Consider the following 23314-nt stretch of genomic DNA (forward strand, 5'->3'; position numbering starts at 1 on the left):
AGTAAAGCTGGAGTGACGGTGAACGAAGCGCGGTCGGTAGTTGGTGCGCTCATGATGAAGGGACGTGCTGCAAAGGACACCCACGGGTGGAAGAAACATGGCTAGAGGCGTAATGCCGAGCTTCAACATGCGCTCAAAATAAGCGGTGCTGACCAGTCTTCCGATGTCTATTCCGAATTGGAATTCGTGTTAAGGCGCACTTGCGTCGCTAGGCCTTGTTCACTGTGTGATTGACATGAGCAAGAGGGCCAATAACATGATGGATGCCTGGTTACTGTGGGGCTCATTCGGTGGCTCAGTTCCCGCTTCGTGAACGGTAGAAAGCTGGCAACATGGCTAGCAAGATTGCGATGAATGCCACCTCGACGCCAGGTAAGAGGTATGCCAGAGGTGATCCCACTCCCGCTAGCGCGACACCGATTCCGAGTAGAAGACCTCCGGTCGCCACGCCAGTGGATTGTCCCAATTGGCGACTTGCCGAGGCTGAGGATCCGGCCACACCTGAAATCGTCTTGGGTAAACTCGCCATAGCCAAATAGTTCACCGGAGTGTTGGCAGCGCCAAAGCCAAAGCCCATGCCACACGAGCCGGCGACGAACACAATCACTGCTACCCAAAGTTGGGCGCTCGTCACCAACGTGACCGCACCGCCAGCGATGAGCACGCCGCACAGAGTGGCGAAGGCTGCCGTCCGAATGGCTCCGCGGATCTGCTTCGCTCCTTTCGCCTGCCCAGACCAGGACGCTCCCACCGCGGTGGCAATTGCCAGCGGGACGCTCACTGCTCCTGCCACACCTGCCGTGAGACCGAACAAGTCCTGAAGAACGAAAGCAGCGACGAACAGCGTGGCACCGAGTCCAAGGTAGTTCACAAATGCGATGAGCATCGAGACCGAAAATGATCGGTCGTGAAACGCCCGAGGTGGGATCACCGGGTGCGCCAACTTGCGGTCACGCCATTGCCAAGCCGTGGCACACACGGGAACAGCACAGCCCAGTGCCACTTTTACCCAGGCAGGAGCGTCAGAGCGTAGTTCGATGAAGAATGCGGTCAGGGCAAGCATGCTACTACCCAAAAGGATGTGGGAGACGACGTCGACGTGGCGTTCTTTAGTGCCGGGTAGCTCTGGAAAACAAATAAGAACCGCGCAGAGGTACAGGGCACCGAGGCACGCCATTACGGTGAAGAAAGCACGCCACCCGAGCAGGTCCGTAACGATGCCACCTGCCACAGGCCCCAAGGCCATGCCCAGGCCAACTGACAAGCCCCACAGTGACATGTAGGAAGCGAGTTGTTCGGGCGTCTGTGCAATTACCCGCAGGGCGGCCAATCCCACGGGCACAAGAACTGAGGCGCCAGTCGCTGCGCACATTCGGCTGAGAGTAAGCCAGATCCCGGAATCTGCCAACATACCTACCGTTGAGCCAAACGTGTAGATCAAGATCCCCGTTACGAGCACCGTACGCTTGTCGTAACGATCGCCCAGAGCGCCACCCAGCATAGTCAGGGCTGCGAGAATGAGGACATATGCGGCTGAAACCCACTGCATGGTGGCTAGGTCGAGGCCCAAGTCGTCACGGATGCGTGGAAGTACCAGGTTGAGGCCGGTGTTATTGATGTTGACGGTCAGAGTGCCCATGGCGCAGGTGGCAACCGTGAGTTTCTGGAACGGTACTCTATTTCGCTTGTTCAAAGGAGACATGGCTGGTCAAGTTGCTCAATAGTTTTGCTGAGGCTGTCCATATCAGCGGTATTACGGTCTTTTAACACATCAAAATGGAGGCCTCTGTTCACATCATTTTTCTCGGTAACTGCTTCGTAACCGTATTTGCGCATTTCCGTTGTGACGTCGATGAGTAGCTGAACGTTTCCGGCAAGAGCAAGACCGGTGGCGACGTCATAATGATATGGCGTGTCCTCCATGCCTGAGCGGATGATATCTACTTGGGCATCCGGCTGGCATGCGTAATGAACGATTCGTTGGAGTGGGCCGAGGACTCGTCCTTTGTCAACACCGATATCCATTGGTACACAATGCCGGGAGGCATGTTGTGGAATGACAGCCGCGCCTACGGAGACCGTCACATGTCGGCACTTGTATCCCTTATGGTCATACTCCAAGCTCTTGGCAAGGTTTACGGCGTCAAGAAATTCAGCATACGTGTGAGGGAACGGTAACGTTGGTGAGAACCCGAACAAAAGAGTGATGTTAAGTTGGCCGGAGCTTCCGAGTGCAATATCTGGACGTTCGATACAAAACCGAGTTGCAAGATAGCTACGTTCAAGTTGAACCCATTCAATTTCGTGTGGGAGATAGAGCCTGTTGCGCTCGCTAATTCCACGACTCAATACGGCGAGCTGTGTAGCAGGTGAAGTGCTTCCATAGTTCGCCCCGTTGGCCGTAGAGAAGGCCACTAGTGACGCGTCGACTTCCTTCTGGGTTGGTACGTAGCTTTTGGCTAGTTCGCTGAATTCGGCGGAGCATGCGAAATCGCGATTCAGGGGTCCGTGCTGTCGTTCAAGGTCGATGATGACTTGGAGTTCAACAGCTGCTTGCGTAGTTACGAAGTGTGCGCCTTCCATATGAAGGGGCAATGCTGCTTGACTTACCCGTTCCCATTCTCCGAGGTGTCTGATGGCCTCCTTAACCTCGGGCCCATTGCGGCTGGCGCCAAAGCTAATGACTACCGCGTCGTCGTACTCTTGAACACTGTTGCTGACCGATTGGTAAATTGAGTTAGATGTGGTCTGTTCGTTCGTTTTAGGGTTTCTTGCATGGTAGTGCCAATATCGGCATCCGAGGTCAGCGAGGCGTTTCGCTTCGTCGGTTACGTCTGTGAGGCGGTGCTTGATTGTCATCCCGGATGCGGCTGCGTCGATGACAGGATCTCGACTAGGCTGGTGGTTGCGTGGCGTGAATTTTGCTCCAGTGACAGCAGAACCAAGGATCATTCGATCCATTTGTTTTCCTTTCCAGGCGTCACGCTGATTTAAGCAACAGAGTTGCTCGCTAGCGTTTCCGGAGGGACTCAGTAGAGGTATTTTTAACGTAATAATGTCTTGCGAAGGTAAGCAAGCAGATTTCGCTTATCAAGGAGATAAGGGATTCTCATGGAGTTACACCAACTGCGAGCATTTACTCAGGTCGTCGAGGATGGGTCCTTTCGAGAAGCGGCCGAGACATTGCACCTCACACAGGCTGCGATCAGTCACTCTATTAAGTCGTTGGAAGGTCGCGTAGGCGTGACACTTCTAAACCGTGGCCGTACAGGTGTCAGCCTGACTGAGGCCGGCGAAGTCCTGCTTCCCTATGCAAAACGTGTCGTGGAGACCATAGACGCAGCTTCGGAGGATCTCGCGTCCCTTCACGGCGCCGGTACTCTGAAACTGGCGACATTTGCGAGTGCATCTAATCACTATTTGCCTGCCGTATTGCAGGAATTCCACAGTCGTTTTCCTCGGATACGTCTTGATATCAAGGAGGGTAACGACCTTGACACACTTGAATGGTTACGAACTGGAGAAGTAGATGTCGCATTTGTCGTTGGTCACCCCCACAACGTGCAGTTTCAGCCGTTGTACGACGATGACTTCGTGCTCGTCGCAAGACGGGACCAAATGCCTGGCGTCGCAGAAAATGCTGTCCCCATTGAAATGATGGCAGATCAGCGAGTCATCGCAGCCACAGGTGGGTGCGAAAAGGTGGTTAGTGCAGCGCTGTCGGTCGCAAATACTTCTGTCGTGTATTCGGCCGTGGTGCGCGAACCCTCGACCGCTTTAGCGCTTGTGCAGGCAGGCGTTGGCATCACGATACTTCCTCGTTTGTTAGTCCCGACACTGCCAAGAACTCTCGTCTGCTTAGATATCATTCCGAGAATCTCTCGTCAGATCAGCATCGCTGTTAGGAGGGGCGAGAGACGGTCTCACGCTGTCGCATCCTTCATGGGACTCGTGGGTCAAATGCGCGGTATCCACGGTCAAGAATAAGCAGTTGACCTCACGCTGGCACTTTCAATGTAGGTAGATTTTTAATTTGGTTCGGGACGCTGGCGCTTCTTAGAACTCAAACGCGAGAGCACATGCCGGTTTGCTATCGCCTAGAACATTCGGCAGGCGGAGTTGAGGATCACGGACGATTTGGATGAACCTGAGTTGCGGGTGTTCGCCGCGTTGCCCACTGCGAGGGGTGCGGGTTTGGATTCGGTGGCCAGTAAAGCTGGAGTGACGGTGAACGAAGCGCGGTCGGTAGTTGGTGCGCTCATGATGAAGGGACGTGCTACAAAGGACACCCACGGGTGGAAAACGACCGGTTAGAGGCGCCCTTGCATGTGTGGTGAGAGTGGCATCATGACAGCGTCTCCAAGGCGCGGGTGATCGGAGTCTTGGCCCGGGGGAGCTGCAAGGCGATCTGAATCAGGCTGTTGGGCTTCCCTCCACGACGCAACCACTCCCTGAGTGAGTCTCGTGCGATCTCGTAGCCGAGCTGGCCACGGAGACGGAACGCATCGGCGATGCAACGTTCGGGGGAGTAGAGCCCGATCGATAGGTCGGCGCCTTCGACTGGCACTTCGTCGCGTCCGAGGTCGAAGGTCTCGGTGTCAAACTGGTGCCAGGTGATCGCCTGCTCGGTAAAGGCCGGCGCGGGACGGGCCTACGCGGTCAGCGGTCGACAGGGTGATTGGAGGCATGTGGGTCACCTCTATCAGCATGGAACGAAATGCTCACAGATAAGTATATGTGATCACAGTTCGTCTCAGGTGGGGTGGAGCTTCCGTTTAGAGTTATGCCATCGTCTGGGCGTGCTTTTTCGCGGATGAGTTCGGTGATGGAAAGTACAACTCCTTGAACAGGAGAGAACGCATGAACACATCGCGACGCCAGCCAGGCGTTAATGCTCATCCAGGCCGTACAAGTCGATCGATGGTCTATCCGGCTTACGCGCAGAGCGGTCCCGAATCCCCAATTTCGGTGCCGATTCCGATCTCAAGCCCAGGAAGTGGCGCGTTTGCAGGAAGCGCGGTTTGCTTTGAGGCTCGTAAGTTTCGGGTTCTCAAGCGACGTTGAAAATGATGTCTTTGTTTGCTCTCCACTCGATGATGCCCTCATCCATCGCTTTCGCGTCGATGCCACGTTCACGCAACCACACGGCGGCTTCCCGTGAGATTCTGCACAGTTCTCCCCGGCAGTACAGCACGACTTCGGCGAACACATCGAACACGTCTGCTTTGCTCAGCCCAGACATACTCCTCTCTTTCATGGAATAAGGGAAACGCTTTCGTGGTGGGAAGCAGTGAGCTTTCGCCTCAGCGTTGTTCGTTCCGTGCCCAGAAGAGAACGGGGATTAGGAGGGTAACGAGGGTGCCGCCGCCAATGGACAGCACCTGGTAGCTTGTGGCGTGCATGACGGCCCCAGATGCCACCCCACCGCCGGCGCCGACGAGCGCGATGAGCACATCGATGGTGCCCTGTGTCTTAGGTCGGTTCTGCGGCACTGTTGCATCGACCACGAGCGCTGTGCCTGCGACTAGGCCAAAGTTCCATCCGAGGCCGAGCAGTACGAGCGCGAGGATTAGCAGTCCGAGAGAATCGGCAGGGGCAAATGCTGCCAAGAGCCCGGCGAGCAACAGTGTGACTCCGGAGGCGATCACCATTGGGGTGCGGCCAAGTTTGTCGACGAGGGTGCCGGTGAATAGCGAGGGTAGCCACATCGCTCCGATATGGAGTCCGATCACGAGACCAATCGCGTCCATTCCGTGGTCGTGGGCTCTCATGTGCACCGGAGTCATCGTCATGATCGCGATCATGACGATCTGCGTGAGCACCATCACCGTCGCGCCGACGTATGCGCTCACCCCGACTTTCGGTATTGTCGTGGCCTGATCACTCTGGGCGGCTTGGGCTGTTTCGTGTTCGGCTATGTCTCGTGCAAGCAGGTAGGGGTCGGGCCGGAGGAATGCAAACAGGAAGAGACCAGCCGCGGTATAGGCAACCGCTGCCAGGATGAACGGACCCGCCAGAGTTGGCACGCCTATTGCGTCAGCGAAAACGCCCATTGGCTCGATGAGGTTCGGGCCTGCGACGGCACCGATCGTGGTGGCGACCATCGCCATGCTCGCTCCGAACCCGCGCCTGCTGGGCAGTGCCAGGTCTGTGCCAGCATAGCGGGATTGCAGGTTCGTCGCGGTGCCTGAGCCGTAGATGAACAAAGCAACGAATAACAGGGGAGCGTTGTCTGCGATTGCGGCGATCACGACGCCGAGAGCGCCGATCCCACCAGCGATGAACCCGCAGGCCAAGCCCATGCGACGACCGAATCGCTGTGTGGAGCGGCCCACAAGGTAGGCGGCGAGGGCCGAGCCCAGCGTGAATAGGCCAGTCGGCAAGCCGGAGAGAGCATCGGCGCCGAGCATGTCTTGCGCAAGCAGCGCTCCTACAGCGAGCCCGGCAGCCAGGCCAGCACCCCCAAGGATCTGGCTCAGGATCACAACTGTGAGCGTGCGTTTGTGCACGCGGGCACGTTCGTGCTCACTAATCGATGCGTGGAGTTTAGAATCGGTATTCATTCGGTATCTTTCGTGGAGAGTGACGGGCGTGGGCGCAAAGTCCCGTTGGTGGCGACGCAAGTCGGAATGTTACTGCAAGCTGAAATAGCGATTCGAGGTCAGTGACGTTTCGTCCCGGGGCGGTGTGGTGCTTGACGGCTCAGAACACCAGTGTCTTGTCAGAAGCGAAGGTGAGGTCGGCGAGTTCGTTTATCCTTGAGCGGCATCCGCCGATGATCTGAATCGCACCACCGATCTTGATGACTTCCGAGCTCCAGATGAATTCGAACTTCTTGTTGTTGAACGCGCACTGTTGCATGATCTTCGATGATCGCGATGTTTTTGTCTCGAAAGAAGGAACTGTAGCGCGCTATTCCAGGGATCCATGGAATAGGACGCTATGGGACTTCTGTACCGTACGCAAAAGGCAGGATTGCGAGTGGCTTCCCAATCGCAAGGCCGGACACGATCGTGACCAATACCTTCGCGCTGGTCGGCTGGTCCTGGTAGCTCTTAAGTTAAGTCTGACCGTTGCTGAAGCTCGCTCGGTGGTTAGTGTGCTCATGATGAAAGGCCGAGCGACAAAGGACGGGAATGGGTGGAAGAAACATGGCTAGAGGCGCCGTAACGCTTGATGATTCCGGGTGGTGTTGCGAGTTACCCTCACTCTCTTTTGTTTCTAACTGTTTACACATAAACTTGATGTGTGTACATGTAGGAGGTGATCGACGTGACGACTATTAACCTGACACCAGTGTTCACACTCGAACAGGCCCGCGCGGCGGGCCTGCGCAAGGATGAGATCTACGACCTGCTCGCGGCTGAGGAGATCGAGCGTGTGGGACGTGGCGTGTATCTTTACCCCGGCATGCTTGATGAGCGCTTTGTTTCTCTCGCCGCCGCGACCGCCCTGCGATCGGAGGCGACGATGTGCCTGACCAGCGCGCTCGCGAACCATGACCTCACCGACGTGATCCCGTTCGACACCGACATAGCCTTACCGCGCGGAACCAGGCACCCGGCCGGGTTCGACCACGTGACATGGCACAGCTTCGCCACCGACACCTTCACCCTCGGACGTGAAACACACCGTGTTGCTCCGGGTGTGACGTTGGCGATCTATTCGCCCGAGCGGACCATCATCGATTGCTTCCGACTCATGCATCACCTCGGTGGTGAGATTGCCTACGAGGCGCTCCGGCGATGGCTGCGTCGCACCGGGTCAACGCCGGGGAGGTTGCTGCGCATGGCCGATGCCTTCCCCAAGGCGAAGCCGCGGCTGCGCCTGGCGTTGGAGGTGCTGCTGTGACTCCGGCGCCGAACCGTAACACCCGCGCCGGTCAGGTGTATAACGACTTGCGCAACATCGCCCGCGCCCACCGTCGCGATCCGGCAGAGTACTTCACCCTGTACGCCCTCGAAGGATTCCTCGTCCGCCTGGTTGCTTCAAAGGTTTCGAACGACTTCGTTCTCAAAGGCGGCGTGCTCATGACTGCGTTCGCCGTGCGCCGACCCACCCGAGACATCGACCTCGCCGCCACCGGGTTCCCCAACGACATCCTCGACGTTGAGGCTCGTGTCCGGGAGATCATCGTTCAACAACCCGATGACGGCTTGGTCTTCGAACTCGGCTCTGTCTCCGGTGAGTCGATCCTTGATGACGCGGTCTATACCGGCGTCCGTGTCAAACTCAACGTTCGTCTGGCCACCGCACGTATTGCTTTGCACGTTGACGTTAACTTTGGCGATCCGATCTGGCCCGCACCGGTCGAGCAGGAACTGCCATGCTTACTTGGTGGAACGCTCCGCTTGCGCGGGTACCCCGACCACATGGTGTTCGCCGAGAAGATCGTCACCGCTCTCGACCGCGGCGAGGTGAACACCCGCTGGCGCGACTTCGTCGACATTGCTTGGATTGTCGGCACACGCCGAACCCGTGCTGGACCGCAGAGCAACGGGCACGACCTGGGATCCGCGGTCGCGGTCCTGGGAAAGCCTCCGGTAGCGCTTCTCCAGGCGGATCTGAGTGGCTGAGAACTCGCAACTGGTGACGCTTTAGCGCACACGTACACGTTGCGGGCTAGCGAGGGATGAATGTTTTGGATGATCTGGGTGATGATCGCCCGCTAGGCGCGAGGGTGCGTGGAGCTGGCTCGTTGCGGGTGTTGGTCGCGTTGCTCCACAGGTGGAAGAAGAGCAGCTAGGGGCGCCAGGAAGACGGCGGATTGATCGTGCTCTTACGTGCTAGGCTCTCACCCGTAGTTAATGATTCAAACAGGTGGGAATTCCTGCTGGACCGAGGCGGTAGTGCATAGGGGGCGCCAGAGTTGAAGACAGTTTTAGCTGTGGAGGCGATGACCCTCGGCGTTAACAGGATGGCGGAACAAGCGCAGAAGTTTGGTTACCAACTCAGGCTCCTTGCCTCGGACCCTTCGATTTATTCTGATACAGAAGGTGCTGACGTACTCACATTCCCTACAAACGATCACGCACAGTTGCGCGCATACATTAGAGCCGAGCGAAGTAACATAGGTGCCGTTTTTAGCTCTACCGACACATGGGGCGTGATCGCGGCTGAGTTACGTGAAGAGTTTGATTTTCCACGTCGATTTTCAAGCTCTCGTCTCAAGAATTTCCGTGACAAGGAGTGGGTGCAACGAGAACTCTCCGCGTATTCCGCCACGCCTGTCAGCGATTTTCCTAAAATAGTCAAGCCACGCAATGGGACTGGATCACTCGGTATTGACCTTGTTCACACCGAGCGCGAACTGGAAGAACTTCGCGCTTCTGCGGGAGACCAGGACGCTTTCGTAACTGAACCCTACTATCGTGGACCGCTGTATTCGGCCGAGTTCTGGTCAAACGGTAACTCGACCGTTTTCTTCGGCATCACAAACCGAATTTTGACGGCCCCACCAGTTTTTCTCGAAAACGTCAAAACTTTTCCCCACGAGCATGGGACACCGTGGGAAGCTGAAGTCGAAAAATGGGGAAAGAGCCTCCTTGCGAAGCTACAGTACGACGTTGGGTTTGCACACGTAGAGTTCATTGAGACTGCCAACGGGTTTGCGCTGGTTGAACTTAACGCTCGGATGCCTGGCGCTTTGATCACACCTGCAATTGACACATGCACCAACTTCGACCCGTACGCTCTTGCTGTCGCTGATGCTCTCAACATGGAACCTCACCTCCCTGAGATCCGCGAAGTTTGTGCAGGTCATAGTCATGTGAGCATCTATTCCACTCAGACTGGCCAACTTCGAGGTATAGACGGGCTCGATAATCTGCGGTTTTATCCGGGGCAGCCTGGGTGGATTCCGTCAAAGTCGATAGGCGACCACATCACAGACACCACGTCGTACAAGGCCCGCATCGGAAACGTGTACGCCACAGCAGCAACTCCTGCCCTGGCGCAAGACAGAGCTCTTGCGGCCTCGCAAGCGCTAACGGTGGATGTCCAATGATGCCGGACCCTTCCAAAAATGGTTCAAAAGAATCAGTTGATGTAGCGACATCATCCACCTGGGTGTTTCTCGTTGCAATTGTGATCAGCGGGATCACGACATTCATGTTCTACCCGCTGATCACCCTTGAACTCATCGATCGTGGTGTTGGTGCTGGCGCTACTGGATTGATTCTTGGCCTTCTCTCAGGCACCGGGCAAATTCTCTCTGGACTGATAGGGACAGTCAACGCCAGACTAGGATCGAAAACACTGGCAATAGGTGGTTTGGCACTCCGCAGCGTGGGCCTCCTCGTTTTTGCGTTTGACAGCAACGTACTGACGTACGCGGTTGGCGCCGTTGTTGCAAGCCTTGGGAGTTCTTCGACAGCTCTCGCATTGAAAACTGAACTCATGAGGGCTTCGTCTGACCGCCGAACGATCACAATGCGATCTATCGCCGTTAACCTTGGCGCCCTCGTGGGGCCGTCAATCGGTGGCGTCGTTTTTGTGGTTGCCTCGTTCTCCGTCATTGTTTTGTCGGTTGTTACTTCATATGTGTTGCTTGGTTTGGGTTTACTGTTTGTGAAGTTCAAACCACCGGAAGAAAGCGGCCAAGACACGAAAACTCGCATGCGAAGCGACAGGCGTCGGCTTGACCGACTGTTTTTCGTTTTGATTGGATGCACGCTGGCGTACTGGGGGATTTATTCTCAGTGGCCCCTCGTCGTGCCACTCTATGCCGAAAGCGGCTTTGGCACGCCACTTGGATCTTCATGGGTATATACCGGAAACGCGATTCTCATCCTTGTTCTGCAATACCCACTGCTAGTGAAACTCCTCAAACCCGTTCGATCTGCTTATGTTTTGGCCATTGGGTTTCTATTGTTCGTCGGAAGCTTTCTGGTTCTACCAATTCCAGCGGGGCCAGCGACAGTGATCCTCTTTGCAACACTCTTTAGCCTGGCTGAACTTCTTGTGAGTCCCACACTGGACGAAGTCACAGCTCAGCTCCGTAGAGAAGGAACGGGTTTGACACGTGCCTACGGAGCCACAGCCACCGCAGCAGGCGTGTCATCACTCATAGGTGCGAGCGCAGGCGGTGCTTTGATCGAACACTTCGATTCTCCTGCGTCAGTGATGTATTTGGCGGTCCCTTTAGCTGTATTGGGCTTTACCGGAGCAGTTGTTCTTTCACGTCGAAAGGCTGGATCATGATTTTCTATACTCTCACTCCGCGCCAGGAAGTGATTGATGCTGCCCACAATGCTGGTGCGAAGATTGTTCCTGTCGCGAACGCTCAGTTTTTGTCATCGCTCGAAAACTTCGACGGCGAAACAGTCGAGGTACATGACCCTCTCGACGCCCTCAGCGTGGTTAGGGCGCTCGAACCTTTTATTAGTGCAAAAGGTGAGCAGGGTGATGCACTGTGTGTTGGCCTAGGTGACGACACGTCTCAAGTAGCCGCACTTGTAAACAGTGCATTGGGGCTTGCAGAAGGAAAGTTTGCTTCGTTTACAAGTCTTGAAATTATGCGCGATAAGCATCGGCTACGCGAAGCTCTTCCAGAGTGGTCACCTATAAACGGGCTGCATTCGATGCTCGACCTGACAACAGGCACAGACTCCAGACTTCAGGATTTTTTCCGACAGACACAGCACGGCCTCGTCCTTAAACCCAACTCGGGTTCTGGTAGTCGAGATGTCCGTAGCGTCGTTTCAGAAGTAGAACTCCAAGACCTGGCGGTTGATCCTGGGCAGTACCTCGTCGAACAACGGTTTGTGGGACCGGAGTTCTCAGTCGAAACTATTTCGTGGGAAGGCCAACATCGCCCGCTAGTAGTGACCGAGAAAGTAACTGGCGGAATAACTGGTCTCGTTGAGACTGGACATCATCAGCCAGCTCGTATTTCTGAAGAGTCGCGTGATCGCTTGTTCGATGCTGCACGAACCGTCCTCGATTCTGCCAACTATCAGTTCGGGCTCTCACACATCGAATTCATACTGGAAGATGGTCAGCCCCGTTTGATCGAAGCACATGGACGCGTTGGGGGAGATCATATTGCTGACCTCATGGAGTGGAGCGTCGGAGCAACAGCTTTCAACATACTGTTCAGCGCTTACCAGCACCAGCGATTGCCAAACGATGAGCCGCGCGGCGAACAGTCAGCCGTATTCTTCCCGGACTTGAGTGAGTGCCCACATACCGACGAACAGTGGTTAGCCTGCGTTCGCCAACATGAGGATGTAAAAGATGCAGGGATCATGAAAGCCGCAGGTGACCGTGGTCCTATCACGTGCTCAGCGGACAGACATGCATACGTCATCCTTTCCGGCCAAAACATTTCTAGAACCGTACAGACCCTTCAAAGTCAGAAGGTACTGCCATAAACATGGAGCGCTGTCGCTCGAGTTGCGAACCTGGCGTACCCTTGAAGAATGGCGACTTCCCCACACAACGCCAACGCAACTGGCGAACCTCAGCATGACCGGTTGAGTGCCGAATACCTCGACGCACTCGACCGCTTTCACAACGAACTGACGGTACACAAGAACGCATCGGAACACACCGTGCGCAACTACATCGCCGACGCCACCAACCTCATGGAATTCCTCGCCCGCGACGGCAACGGTGACCCCATCCATTTGGCCGACATCGAAATCGGCAACCTTCGCCAGTGGCTCCTTCACCTATCTGCCCAAGGTGCCTCGCCCGGAACCCTCGCCCGTCGTATCGCAGGCATCCGGTCATTCTTCACCTTCACCACCCGGGCAGGCATCACCGCCACCAACCCGGCCAGCAGACTATCCACGCCTAAAAAAGCCACCCGCCTGCCCACTGTTTTACAGCAGTCCCACACAGAAGACGTGCTCACACAACCTTTTGAACCACCCGCTGAGGACGCGAAACTCACCAAGACCCAACGCGCCGCACGCACACGCGACATCGCACTCGTCGAACTGCTGTACGCCACCGGCATGCGCGTATCCGAACTCGTCAATCTCGACACCACCGACGTCGACTGGACCGCCGGACTCATCACGGTTCTAGGAAAAGGAAACAAACAACGCCGAATCCCATTCGGCGGCCCCTCGCAACGAGCCCTCACCGAATGGTTAGAAGTCAGAAACCACCTAGCCAGTGAAGGTCAAGAAGCCCTGTTTGTAGGCGTCCGAGGTGGCAGAATCAACCAGCGCCAAGTACGCGACGTGGTCCACAAGGCGACGGCCAAACGAGCCAAATCACCGGAAATCTCGCCCCACGGCCTCCGCCATTCAGCAGCCACCCACATGGTGGAAAACGGGGCCGACATCCGCCAAGTTCAAGAGTTCCTGGGCCACGCCACACTGAGCTCAACCCAGATATACACGCACGTGAGCCTGGGCAAACTTAAGGACTCCTACACGCAGGCCCACCCACGCGCCTAAATTCACTTATTGCGCCAAGTACGCGTCCAAAGACTCAGCAAGCGGGGTGTCCCCGTCGAGGATGTCCAGGTCCTTCCCGTACGTGCGCTCATCTTCCAGGATGTGCAGAATGAAGTTCGCTACATCGGCGCGCGCCGTAGTCGAACCCTTACGCACCTCACCCTGGGAGACCGAAAGCTTCCCAGTCTCGGGCTCATCCGTCAGACGCCCAGGCTTGACAATCGTGAAGTCCAAGTCAGATGCCCGAAGCGCGTCATCGGCAATACGTTTGGCATCCCAGTACGCGGCAAAGACCGGGTCAGTGCCTTCGGCAGTTGGGTGCTCGGCCCCAACGAACGACACCTGTACGAACCGGCTCACGCCCGCTTCCTTGGCTGCCTGCTGAGAAGTGATCGCGGCTTTCAAGTCCGAGGTGTATTTCCGGAACACACCCGAACCTCCACCCGCACCAGCGAGGAACACAACGGCGTCGTGACCTTTAACGACCTCGGCTAGTTCTGAAACCGCCGCTGTTTCCACATCGAGAACAACTGGGTGAGCGCCCATAGCGCTGAGCTCATCGACATGATCAGGGTTTCTCACCACGCTGGTGATATCGACGTCACCTTTGCGTTCTGTAACGAGACGAGCAATTTTTCCGTGTCCACCAATGATTGCAATACGTGTGCTCATACTCGCGAAACACACAGTGTGTGCGAACTATTCCATGTAGTTCATGGTCATTTTCTGTGCCGACTCAGGGTATTCCTCGCTCAACCCGCCCGCTTAGCCCATGAACTCCCAGTGCCACGGCTCCGGCAATGACCCGCCTTGGCGTGCCCAGCCAGGGTGATCCCACCCGTACTTAGGGCCGTTCGCACGCAACCACCGGTGCTCCGCTGTACCAAAGCGGTTGATACCTCCGCCGAGGTCCACGGCAAGTCCCCACCCGTGATTCGATCTGCCCGGAGTGGCAGCCATCCTGCCTTTGCGTTTCTTCAAGATCACCTGCTGCTCATATGTGCGGTATGAGTCAGTGACCGAAATTGGCCGGCCGAACTGGGCCTTGAACGCAGCCGATAACTCATCGAAGGCCCGTGCTGCGTCACATCTGAGCATGTGCCCAGGCGCAGACTTCACAGCGCACATCGCGACTGAGGGGATTCGCCCGTTTTGATGCCCACCCCACGGACCTGCGCCTTTACCCTTGCCCTTATAGCTCGGCTGCTGGTCGACTGCCAAGGGCTTGGGTGCTTGTGCCTCTGGCAAAAGGATCGATGCGCCTGAAGAAAAGAAATTCACCGGGTTGAGGTAATCCTTCGCCCGGTCCTTGCGCCATACACCCACATGTACACACCCTTGCGGGCAGTGAGACGGTGAGGACACCTTAGCCATGTGCATCCCGGGAGTTATCTCATCGCCCTTCTTCAACTCGCTGTCCACCGACTCATAACTCACCACATAGTTACCCACCTCGACACTCATCACGGGTTTCCCGGCAACCACTCCCACGAACCGCACCACGCCAAAACCTGGGGCACGCACGGGCTCACCGGGCAGCGCCAGGACATCGACACCTCGGTGCCCGGACTGCCAATTCTTGTCCGGCTTATCGAAACCACGGATCACTTCAAACCCTGGCACCGGAGTCATCCACGTGCCGGACGCTTCATCTGAGTGCTCACCGGGTGCCGCATACACCACGGAGTCTGGAACATATGTGGCGCTCATCAGCGTCAGTGCTAATACGAGCCACGAAACTGTAGTCAAAATTCGAGAAATCATGTACTCATCGCACTACGTGAAAACCGCTGATAAAAGACCCGAACCCTAGCTTGTGGAAACCGCGAAATCTTCCACACGCTTCATGCCACGAGAACGAAAAACAATCCACACGAGCTGTGCCTCAAGTAACTATTTGGCTACTCGCGCGTGACCTGCATAAAATAGGGCCAGCAGGAGTGTCAGAACTCTTGACTACGCGTGTCCGACACACGAGCGGTGCCTCAGGTGCGTTTTATCCACACATATTCCTCCAGCAGGACACGTGGGTGAAGCGTGGGCTCCCGCCACGGATACCAGGAACAAACCGAAATCCGCGCAGGGTCAACCCAGTTGGAACCTGCGCCCGAACGCGCGTAAGCGCCATGAAAGGAGGGCGTCGGCATGGCCGTCGTCACCACTCGCCAGTTGCTCGACTCCGGTGTTCACTTTGGTCACCAGACTCGTCGCTGGAACCCCAAGATGAAGCGTTTCATTTTCACGGAACGCAACGGCATCTACATCATTGACCTGCAGCAGACGCTGGGCTACATCGACACCGCATTCGAGTTCATCAAAGAAACCGTTGCGCACGGCGGATCGATCATGTTCGTCGGAACCAAGAAGCAGGCCCAGGAAGCTATTGCCGAACAGGCGCAGCGCGTTGGTCAGCCATTTGTGAACCAGCGCTGGTTGGGCGGTATGCTCACCAACTTCCAGACCATCTCCGGTCGTCTGCGCCGTCTGAAGGAACTCGAAGAAATCGACTTCGACGACGTAGCTGGTTCAGGTCACACCAAGAAGGAACTGCTCATCCTGTCGCGCGAAAAGGAAAAGCTTGAGCGCACCCTGGGCGGTATCCGTGACATGCAGCGCACCCCTTCAGCTGTGTGGATCGTCGACACCAAGAAGGAACACCTGGCTGTTGACGAAGCTAAGAAGCTGGGTATCCCAATCGTGGGTATCCTCGACACCAACTGCGACCCTGACGAAGTTGACTACCCAATCCCAGGTAACGACGACTCGATTCGCTCCGTAGCCCTTCTGACCCGCGTCGTTGCAGACGCAGTTGCCGAAGGTCTGCTCAAGCGCCACTCGTCTGACGAAGGCGAAAAGAACGTTTCCGCTGTTGACGTTGAACCAATGCCAGAGTGGGAGCGCGAACTCCTCGAAGGTAAGGGTGGGGACGACGCTAAGGCTGACGAAGCCAAGGCAGAAGAAACCAAGGAAGCCAAGGACGAAACCAAGGTTGCCGACGCTCAGGAAGAACCCAAAGCTGAAGCAGCTCAGGCAGAATCCAAGGAAGAAGCCGCCGCTGACGCCGACAACAAGTCGACTGAAGCCTGACACGTTAGTGCTGTAACCCTAAGCACATAAATCCTCTCGATTCTAGGAGATCACATGGCAAACTACACCGCCGCTGACATCAAGGCTCTGCGCGAAAAGACCGGTGCAGGCATGATGGACGTGAAGAAGGCTCTTGACGAAGCTCAGGGCGACCAGGCTAAGGCTATTGAAATCCTGCGCGTTAAAGGCCTCAAGGGTGCCACCAAGCGCGAAGGACGTTCCACCTCGGACGGTCTTGTTGCTATCAAGACCGACGGTGGCGTCGGAACCATGATCGAAATCAACTCCGAAACCGACTTCGTTGCTAAGTCTGACAAGTTCATCAGCCTGGCTGATGAAATTCTGGAACTGGCAGTTGCGAACAACGCTTCGGACGCTGAAGAGTTCAAGAACGTGGAAATTGACGGCAAGCCTGTCTCCCAGATCATCACCGAAGGTGGTGCCTCCCTGGGTGAAAAAGTTGACCTCAAGAAGGTTGTACGCCTCGAAGGTGCCAAGCTCGCTTCCTACCTGCACCGCACCAACAAGGACCTGCCTCCGCAGGTTGGTGTGTTGCTGGCTTACGAAGGTGACAACGACCAGGCTGCACACGACGTAGCTGTGCACATTGCTGCTCTTGCACCTAAGTACTTCAGCCGCGATGACGTCCCCGCTGACCTGGTTGAAAAGGAGCGCGAAATCGCTCTGGAAACCGCAAAGAACGAAGGCAAGCCAGAAGCTGCTCTGCCAAAGATCGTTGAAGGTCGCGTGAACGGATTCTTCAAGGAAAACGTTCTGCTGGACCAGGGTTTTGCCAAGGAGCCAAAGAAGTCGGTTCAGTCCGTTCTGGACGAAGCTGGCATCAAGGCAACCGGTTTCGCTCGCGTGCGTGTGGGATCCTAATCTAAGCGCTAGCTAACACAACGTGCCACCACATTTTTGTGGTGGCACGTTGTGTTTTGCCGGGTGCCCTGTAGGGACGTGCCACGTAGGGATGCAGCCCAGCAAGTTCACGTGGTCTTTACCCAAGCGGGGCCTGATCTTTACCGTGCTGCGAGCCGAAAGTCACACCCAGTGCGTAGCCTGAACGGAACACCCGCAATCGAAAGGACCAACGATGACCCTCATGCTCGGTGACGTAGCCCCTGATTTCACCACCGAAACCTCGGCCGGTGAAATCTCCTTCCACGACTGGGTTGGTGACAGCTGGGTGGTGTTCTTCTCGCACCCCGCAGACTTCACCCCCGTGTGCACCACCGAACTGGGTCGCGTTGCGCAACTGAGCGAGGAATGGGCAAAGCGTGGCGTTAAGCCAATCGCCCTGTCCGTGGACTCCAATGAAGAACACATCAGCTGGATCCCGGACATCAACTCCTACAACAACACCACCGTGGAGTACCCCATCATTGCGGACCCAGACAAGACGGTCGCCGAACTTTACGACATGATCCACCCCAACGAAGGGGACACGTCGTCCGTGCGTTCGGTGTTCGTTATTGACCCGTTCAAGAAGATCCGCCTGACCATGACCTACCCCAAGTCAACCGGGCGTAACTTCGACGAAATCCTGCGCGTGATTGACGCCCTCCAAACTGCTGACCGTGCTGAAGTCGCCACCCCAGTTGACTGGAAAGACGGCGACAAAATCATCGTCCCAACAGGCATCACAACCGCTGAGGCCCGCGAACGTTTTGACGATGTCGAAGAGGCCTTCCCTTATCTGCGCACGGCTCGGATCCGCGAAAACTAGAACGACCTCGGCGGCGCTTACACAAAGACCGCTGGCGAACGTTAGTATTAGAGGTGGCCCGCAAGTTCTGACGTGAGGATCCCATGGAATCGCCTGTTCATTTTTCTAGCCACGCAATGCATCCGGTTCGTACTGATCGCAGGCGAGTGCTTCTGAAACTGTCAGGTGAAGTTTTCGGTGGGGGATCCGTCGGGGTGAACCCGGATATAGTTGCCTCAATCGCTAAGCAAATTGTGCCCACCGTGCCCGAGGTGGAAATCAGTATCGTCGTAGGTGGCGGCAATTTCTTCCGCGGGGCGGAACTGCAGCAACGTGGAATGGACCGTACTCGTGCGGACTACATGGGCATGCTGGGCACTGTGATGAACTGCCTTGCTCTGCAGGACTTCTTGGAACAGCAGGGCTTGGATACGCGCGTCCAGACCGCGATCCCTATGAGCCAGGTGGCTGAGTCGTACATTCCACGTCGCGCCATGCGACACATGGAAAAAGACCGCGTGGTGATTTTTGGCGCGGGTGCTGGACTGCCGTTTTTCTCAACCGACACCGTGGCGGCACAGCGCGCACTCGAGATTCACGCCGACGAAGTTCTTATCGCCAAAAACGGCGTGGACGGCGTGTACACCGCGGACCCAAAGAAGGACCCGTCGGCAACCAAACTCGACCACATCACGTTCCAAGACGCACTGACCCGAGGTCTCAAGGTCGTTGACGCGACCGCGTTCAGCTTGTGCATGGACAACGCCCTTCCCATGCGTGTGTTTGGCATGGAAGGCGACGGGAATTTGCGCCGGGCGATCATGGGTGAAGATATCGGCACGGTCGTCAGCGCTTAAAGCAGGTCAGCGCTTAACGCGAGCCGCCCCGATTCGCCCAGGTAGGATTAGACATAACGTCCCAAGGAGAAGACAGTGATCAACGGAATTCTTAAAGAAGCCAGCGCCAAAATGGACGGTGCTATCGAAGCCACCCAGTCCGCTTTCGGCAACGTGCGTACCGGCCGTGCGAACCCCGGCCTGTTTGCCAACATTCCCGTGGAGTACTACGGAACTCCCACACCTATGCAGCAGCTGGCCTCGTTCCAGGTGCCTGAAGCGCGCACCATTCTCATCACCCCATATGACCGAGGTGCTCTGACAGACATCGAGAACGCCCTGCGTAACTCCGACATCGGTGCCAACCCCGCTAACGACGGAAACGTTATCCGCGTGACTCTCCCGGAACTCACCGAAGAGCGCCGTAAGGAGTACGTCAAGATCGTTAAGGGTGACGCTGAAGAGGGTCGCATCTCAGTACGCAACGTGCGCCGTAAGGCCAAAGAGCAGCTGGAACGCATCCAGAAGGACGGCGAAGCTGGAGAAGACGAAGTCAAGCACGCTCTTGGTGAACTCGACGAAATCACCAAGAAGAAGGTTGACGAAATCGACTCGCTTCTGGCCGCTAAAGAAAAAGAGCTGCTTGAAGTCTGATTTGTCGTCCTACGACGAGCGCCAGTCGAACGCTTCGACTGGCGCATCTTCAATGTCCCAAAACACTGAAGCAACGCGGCAGGCAAACCCGCAGGGGGCTGAACCCAACCCGCAGGCACCCCAACCGCCTAAACAGGACTACGGACGCGCCGGACGTAACCTGCCTGCGGCTATCGCAGTTGGCCTGGTGTTGGGCGGTGCTGTTCTTGCCAGCCTGGTATTCATCCCTGAGCTGTTTTTGATTGTGGCGCTGGTCGGTGTCATGGCAGCGACGTGGGAACTGTCCAATGCGCTGAGCCGGTCCGGTTCTAAAGTGGCGCGTGTGCCCACCATGATTTCGGCCGGAACCATGATTCTTGCCGCCTACTTCTTGGGGCGTGAAGCACTCTGGGTGGCGTTCAGTTTAGGGTGCGGGTTCATCCTCATCTACAACCAGATTCGCCGTCACCGACTCAATCCGGTGAAAGATGTGTGCTTGAGCATCTTCGCCCTCACGTATGTGGGACTCATGGGTTCTTTTATCGCCTACATGCTGTCCTTCCCCATGGGCAACATGCTGGTAATCACCTTCCTTGCCATGGTGGTTGCTAGTGACACGGGCGGTTACACCTTTGGTGTTCTGTGGGGCAAACACCCCATTGCGCCAAGCATTTCGCCTAAGAAGTCATGGGAAGGGTTCGCTGGTTCGGCACTGTTCTCCACTGTTGTGGGCATCTGCATGGTGGTGCTGGCGTTCGGTGCTCCGTGGTGGACCGGACTTGTTTTAGGAATCGTTATCCCCGCTTTCGCCACGCTGGGCGACTTCTCCGAATCCATGATCAAACGTGACCTTGGCCTGAAAGACATGGGCACCCTGCTACCGGGGCACGGGGGAGTCATGGACCGACTGGACTCGATCCTTCCCACCGCGCCCGTGGCCCTTGCCCTGTTTCACTTCATGCCGGGCCTCGTTCTCTAAGCAACCGCGCAACACGTGAAGTGTTTGTCTGAGCTGATTCGTGCGATACTGGGAGGGCCATGGCCCAGAATTTAACACCTCGTCAGGTACGCCCAGTTGTCGAACATGAGGACGGAACGACCTCGAAAACACCCATGCGGGACGGTCGTCCGCTCCTGAACTTCCGTTCGCCTCGGGTAAAGCAACCCCCTCAGCACTTAGCAGACCTGTCGCTTGAGGAACTGACGCAAGCTGTAAAAGACAAAGGGCTTCCCGGGTTCCGAGCTAAGCAGCTAGCCACCCACTACTACGTACACAACACCACTGACCCAGCTGACATGACAGATTTGCCGGCTGATCAGCGTGAAGAACTCGCCGCAGAGTTCTTCCCACCACTGCTCACAGAAGTGAGGCGCCTACGCACAGAAGACGGCGACACGATTAAGTTCCTGTGGCGACTTTTCGACGGTGCCATGGTCGAATCCGTGCTCATGCGTTACCGCAACCGCATCACCTTGTGCGTGTCCTCCCAGTGTGGTTGCGGAATGAATTGCCCATTCTGTGCAACCGGCCAACAGGGCCTCACCCGCAACATGTCAACGGCCGAAATCGTCGACCAAGTCATCCAAGCCAATCGCGTAATCGCAGCCGGTGAACTGGCCCCCACCGCCGGGGCAACTACTAACTACCTTGGCGAAGAGGCGGCGGAAGTCGGCTCTGAAGCCGACGCCTCCGACAACTCAGCCACCTTGCAAGCCGCCGGCACTCCCGAAACCTCCGCAACCACCTCGGCCGGGGTACACGACCGCGTGACCAACGTGGTGTTCATGGGAATGGGCGAACCACTGGCCAACTACAAGCGCGTCATGAACGCTGTACGCCGCTTCACCACCCCCGCACCGGCCGGCCTGGGCATGTCGCCGCGCCGCATCACCGTGTCCACCGTGGGTTTGGTGCCGGGAATCAAGAAACTCGCCGCGGAAAACATCCCGGTCACCTTCGCGCTGAGCCTCCACGCACCGGATGACGACCTGCGCGACGAAATGATCCCGGTCAACACGCGGTGGAACGCAGACGAAGCGATCGACGCCGCATATGACTACTACAAAACCACCGGCCGGCGCGTGTCGATCGAATACGCGCTCATTAAGGACATGAACGACCACGCGTGGCGTGCCGAGCTCCTGGCTAAGAAGCTCAACGCCCGAGGCCGTGGCTGGGTTCACGTGAACCCCATTCCGCTGAATCCCACGCCGGGTTCCGTGTGGACGGCTTCCGAGCCCGAGGTCGCCGCTGAGTTCGTGCGCAGGCTCGTCAAGGCGGGGGTTCCGACAACAATTCGAGACACACGCGGTAAAGACATCGACGGCGCATGTGGTCAGCTGGCTGCTGAGGATGAGGACTAAGGAGACGCTTTGGAACAGAACTTCCCCAAGATGTCAGGGTGGAAGAACGGTTATGACCCTGCTCAGGTCGACAGCTTCTTCAAGCGCGCCCGCGAAAGCTATGAGCGCGAAACTCCTCAGCCCGGTGACCTGGATGCGCGCGCGGTGCGCACGGTCGGTTTTGATTTAAAGCGTGGCGGCTACCACGTGGGGGTTGTCGACGCAGCCCTTGACCGTTTGGAGGACGCGTTCGCTAAGCGTAGCCGTGAACAGTTAATTACCACATCTGGTGAGCAGGCCTGGGTTGATGAGCTCACCCGTGCGGCTGGCTCCCTGCGGGGGCGTTTGAGCCGTGAGCCGGGCGAGCGTTTTAACTTGGCTGAGCGTGGCACCATTGGCTACGACATTGAAGAAGTCGACAAAATGTGCGACAAGATTAACGCCTACTTCACCGATGGCTTGGCGATGAGCGTTGACGAGGTTCGTCGCGTCCTGTTTAAGATCCGCAAGGGTAAGAAGGCTTACAACGAAGACCAGGTTGATGCGTTTATTGACCGTGTTGTTGAAGTGATGGCCTCGGTTGACTGATATCCACTGGTTTGCCCGGCCCGGCGTGCGCGGGGAGGGCCATCCGGGGCTCATGAACCCGGTGTATGAACTGTTGGATTTTCCCGTTGCGATGGGGCGCGCTGATGACGTGTTTGTGCGCGACCGCAACTGTTTTGGGGAGCTGGTGGAGCTCACCTTCGCCGAGGTGTTAGACCGTTCCGCTAAGTTCGCCGGTGTTTTGCGCCTCATGGATGTGGGCGAAGGGACGTGCGTTTCCGTTGCGTCTGACGTGTCCCCGCTGACTGCCCACTTGGTGAGGTTGGGCGCGTGGCGTGTGGGCGCGTGCGTGGCGCCCGCGGACCCAGGTGCCTCTGTTCGGGTTGTGGCGGGGGAGACTCCAGCTCAGAGTCCCAGTGAACGAGGTGCTCACCAGGCGTTTTCTAAACCAGTCAAAGCGTTGCCCAGTCATTTTGAGGGCGCTGTTGCCCTGTTTGAAGGTAACGAGTTTGTTCTAGACACGGTTGTGCGTGACGCGCGCGTTGAGTCGGCCGCTGTGGTGGAGCTTCGCCCCGATGCGGTGGTTCAGTGCCCCAACGCTCCCAACACTCAACGCCTGACCGCCTTGGAAGCAATAGCAACTTACGCTTAGGCAACGAGCCACTCTAAAACGTGAAGCCAAAACGCGAAAGTGGCCAGGAACAGCTCAACCGTTCCCAGCCACTTCACTTTAGGTGACCTATACGTGC

At 56.8% G+C, this 23314-nt stretch carries 25 protein-coding genes; 16 read left to right on the plus strand and 9 right to left on the minus strand.

Annotation, left to right across the window (positions count from 1 at the left end; translation table 11 throughout):
• Positions 1 to 295 precede the first annotated feature (295 nt).
• Together HMPREF0183_RS09765 and HMPREF0183_RS09770 are read right to left on the minus strand one after the other, a co-directional pair.
• Positions 296 to 1639: an MFS transporter gene (locus HMPREF0183_RS09765; RefSeq protein ID WP_040348938.1), complete on the minus strand. Its 1344-nt coding sequence runs from the start codon at positions 1637 to 1639 to the stop codon at positions 296 to 298.
• A 50-nt stretch (positions 1640 to 1689) separates the two neighbouring features.
• Positions 1690 to 2961 carry a hypothetical protein gene (locus tag HMPREF0183_RS09770; protein ID WP_005885588.1) on the minus strand — a complete coding sequence of 424 codons (1272 nt, stop codon included), beginning with the start codon at positions 2959 to 2961 and terminating at the stop codon, positions 1690 to 1692.
• 150 nt (positions 2962 to 3111) lie between these two features.
• Here HMPREF0183_RS09770 and HMPREF0183_RS09775 point away from each other — a divergent pair, with 150 nt between their 5' ends.
• Complete coding sequence (locus HMPREF0183_RS09775; protein WP_005885591.1) at positions 3112 to 3987, plus strand: LysR family transcriptional regulator; 876 nt, start codon at positions 3112 to 3114, stop codon at positions 3985 to 3987.
• A 110-nt stretch (positions 3988 to 4097) separates the two neighbouring features.
• On the opposite strand, the gene HMPREF0183_RS12900 is transcribed toward HMPREF0183_RS09775, so the two are convergent.
• The 5 genes from HMPREF0183_RS12900 to HMPREF0183_RS12905 form a co-directional block, all read right to left on the minus strand.
• Positions 4098 to 4262: a hypothetical protein gene (locus HMPREF0183_RS12900; protein WP_156798237.1), complete on the minus strand. Its 165-nt coding sequence runs from the start codon at positions 4260 to 4262 to the stop codon at positions 4098 to 4100.
• A gap of 83 nt (positions 4263 to 4345) precedes the next feature.
• A complete protein-coding gene (locus tag HMPREF0183_RS09780; protein ID WP_005885595.1) occupies positions 4346 to 4567 on the minus strand; it encodes a hypothetical protein in 222 nt (73 codons plus the stop codon).
• Positions 4568 to 5050: 483 nt separating this feature from the next.
• Entirely contained in the window at positions 5051 to 5242 is a 192-nt protein-coding gene (locus HMPREF0183_RS09785; protein ID WP_040348928.1) for a hypothetical protein, read from the minus strand.
• A 61-nt stretch (positions 5243 to 5303) separates the two neighbouring features.
• Positions 5304 to 6563: an MFS transporter gene (locus tag HMPREF0183_RS09790; RefSeq protein WP_005885598.1), complete on the minus strand. Its 1260-nt coding sequence runs from the start codon at positions 6561 to 6563 to the stop codon at positions 5304 to 5306.
• Positions 6564 to 6702: 139 nt separating this feature from the next.
• Complete coding sequence (locus HMPREF0183_RS12905) at positions 6703 to 6861, minus strand: hypothetical protein (protein WP_005885600.1); 159 nt, start codon at positions 6859 to 6861, stop codon at positions 6703 to 6705.
• Between the two features lie 411 nt (positions 6862 to 7272).
• Between HMPREF0183_RS12905 and HMPREF0183_RS09800 the strand changes: the two genes are divergently transcribed.
• The 6 genes from HMPREF0183_RS09800 (at position 7273) to HMPREF0183_RS09825 (ending at position 13412) form a co-directional block, all read left to right on the plus strand.
• Positions 7273 to 7851, plus strand: coding sequence for a type IV toxin-antitoxin system AbiEi family antitoxin domain-containing protein (locus HMPREF0183_RS09800; protein ID WP_245527155.1), 579 nt, complete (start codon positions 7273 to 7275; stop codon positions 7849 to 7851).
• The gene (locus tag HMPREF0183_RS09805) at positions 7848 to 8576 is read left to right on the plus strand and encodes a nucleotidyl transferase AbiEii/AbiGii toxin family protein (RefSeq protein WP_005885606.1); all 729 of its coding nucleotides are present in this window, start codon (positions 7848 to 7850) and stop codon (positions 8574 to 8576) included. Before HMPREF0183_RS09800 ends, HMPREF0183_RS09805 begins: the two co-directional genes overlap by 4 nt.
• 320 nt (positions 8577 to 8896) lie before the next feature.
• Positions 8897 to 10006, plus strand: a complete 1110-nt coding sequence (locus tag HMPREF0183_RS09810) for an ATP-grasp domain-containing protein (RefSeq protein ID WP_005885609.1) — start codon at positions 8897 to 8899, stop codon at positions 10004 to 10006.
• Positions 10003 to 11202: an MFS transporter gene (locus HMPREF0183_RS09815; protein WP_005885612.1), complete on the plus strand. Its 1200-nt coding sequence runs from the start codon at positions 10003 to 10005 to the stop codon at positions 11200 to 11202. Before HMPREF0183_RS09810 ends, HMPREF0183_RS09815 begins: the two co-directional genes overlap by 4 nt.
• The gene (locus HMPREF0183_RS09820) at positions 11199 to 12374 is read left to right on the plus strand and encodes an ATP-grasp domain-containing protein (protein ID WP_005885616.1); all 1176 of its coding nucleotides are present in this window, start codon (positions 11199 to 11201) and stop codon (positions 12372 to 12374) included. Before HMPREF0183_RS09815 ends, HMPREF0183_RS09820 begins: the two co-directional genes overlap by 4 nt.
• Before the next feature lie 48 nt (positions 12375 to 12422).
• Positions 12423 to 13412: a tyrosine recombinase XerC gene (locus tag HMPREF0183_RS09825; protein ID WP_005885617.1), complete on the plus strand. Its 990-nt coding sequence runs from the start codon at positions 12423 to 12425 to the stop codon at positions 13410 to 13412.
• 6 nt (positions 13413 to 13418) lie between these two features.
• Here the strand turns inward: HMPREF0183_RS09825 and HMPREF0183_RS09830 are convergent, their stop codons facing one another.
• Together HMPREF0183_RS09830 and HMPREF0183_RS09835 are read right to left on the minus strand one after the other, a co-directional pair.
• Entirely contained in the window at positions 13419 to 14084 is a 666-nt protein-coding gene (locus tag HMPREF0183_RS09830) for an SDR family oxidoreductase (protein ID WP_005885619.1), read from the minus strand.
• 93 nt (positions 14085 to 14177) lie between these two features.
• Entirely contained in the window at positions 14178 to 15176 is a 999-nt protein-coding gene (locus HMPREF0183_RS09835; RefSeq protein WP_005885621.1) for a D-alanyl-D-alanine carboxypeptidase family protein, read from the minus strand.
• A gap of 381 nt (positions 15177 to 15557) precedes the next feature.
• Between HMPREF0183_RS09835 and rpsB the strand changes: the two genes are divergently transcribed.
• The 9 genes from rpsB to HMPREF0183_RS09880 all read left to right on the plus strand — a co-directional run bounded on the left by rpsB (position 15558) and on the right by HMPREF0183_RS09880 (position 23217).
• Positions 15558 to 16499, plus strand: coding sequence for a 30S ribosomal protein S2 (rpsB, locus tag HMPREF0183_RS09840; protein WP_005885623.1), 942 nt, complete (start codon positions 15558 to 15560; stop codon positions 16497 to 16499).
• A gap of 54 nt (positions 16500 to 16553) precedes the next feature.
• Complete coding sequence (gene tsf / locus HMPREF0183_RS09845) at positions 16554 to 17381, plus strand: translation elongation factor Ts (protein ID WP_005885625.1); 828 nt, start codon at positions 16554 to 16556, stop codon at positions 17379 to 17381.
• Between the two features lie 214 nt (positions 17382 to 17595).
• A complete protein-coding gene (locus HMPREF0183_RS09850; RefSeq protein ID WP_005885627.1) occupies positions 17596 to 18228 on the plus strand; it encodes a peroxiredoxin in 633 nt (210 codons plus the stop codon).
• Between the two features lie 83 nt (positions 18229 to 18311).
• Positions 18312 to 19064 (plus strand): UMP kinase, encoded by a 753-nt coding sequence (gene pyrH, locus HMPREF0183_RS09855; protein WP_005885628.1) that lies wholly within the window; start codon positions 18312 to 18314, stop codon positions 19062 to 19064.
• A 111-nt stretch (positions 19065 to 19175) separates the two neighbouring features.
• Positions 19176 to 19697, plus strand: a complete 522-nt coding sequence (frr, locus tag HMPREF0183_RS09860; RefSeq protein ID WP_425358132.1) for a ribosome recycling factor — start codon at positions 19176 to 19178, stop codon at positions 19695 to 19697.
• The gene (locus HMPREF0183_RS09865) at positions 19687 to 20655 is read left to right on the plus strand and encodes a phosphatidate cytidylyltransferase (protein ID WP_245527156.1); all 969 of its coding nucleotides are present in this window, start codon (positions 19687 to 19689) and stop codon (positions 20653 to 20655) included. The genes frr and HMPREF0183_RS09865 overlap by 11 nt, the downstream gene beginning before the upstream one ends.
• Before the next feature lie 59 nt (positions 20656 to 20714).
• Positions 20715 to 22040, plus strand: coding sequence for a 23S rRNA (adenine(2503)-C(2))-methyltransferase RlmN (gene rlmN, locus HMPREF0183_RS09870; RefSeq protein ID WP_005885633.1), 1326 nt, complete (start codon positions 20715 to 20717; stop codon positions 22038 to 22040).
• A 9-nt stretch (positions 22041 to 22049) separates the two neighbouring features.
• On the plus strand, positions 22050 to 22607 hold the full coding sequence (locus HMPREF0183_RS09875) for a DivIVA domain-containing protein (RefSeq protein ID WP_005885635.1): 558 nt from the start codon (positions 22050 to 22052) through the stop codon (positions 22605 to 22607).
• Positions 22600 to 23217, plus strand: a complete 618-nt coding sequence (locus tag HMPREF0183_RS09880) for an AMP-binding protein (protein ID WP_156798238.1) — start codon at positions 22600 to 22602, stop codon at positions 23215 to 23217. Before HMPREF0183_RS09875 ends, HMPREF0183_RS09880 begins: the two co-directional genes overlap by 8 nt.
• Positions 23218 to 23314: the final 97 nt, after the last annotated feature.

It is taken from the genome of Brevibacterium mcbrellneri ATCC 49030 (genome assembly GCF_000178455.1).
Lineage (GTDB): Bacteria > Actinomycetota > Actinomycetes > Actinomycetales > Brevibacteriaceae > Brevibacterium > Brevibacterium mcbrellneri.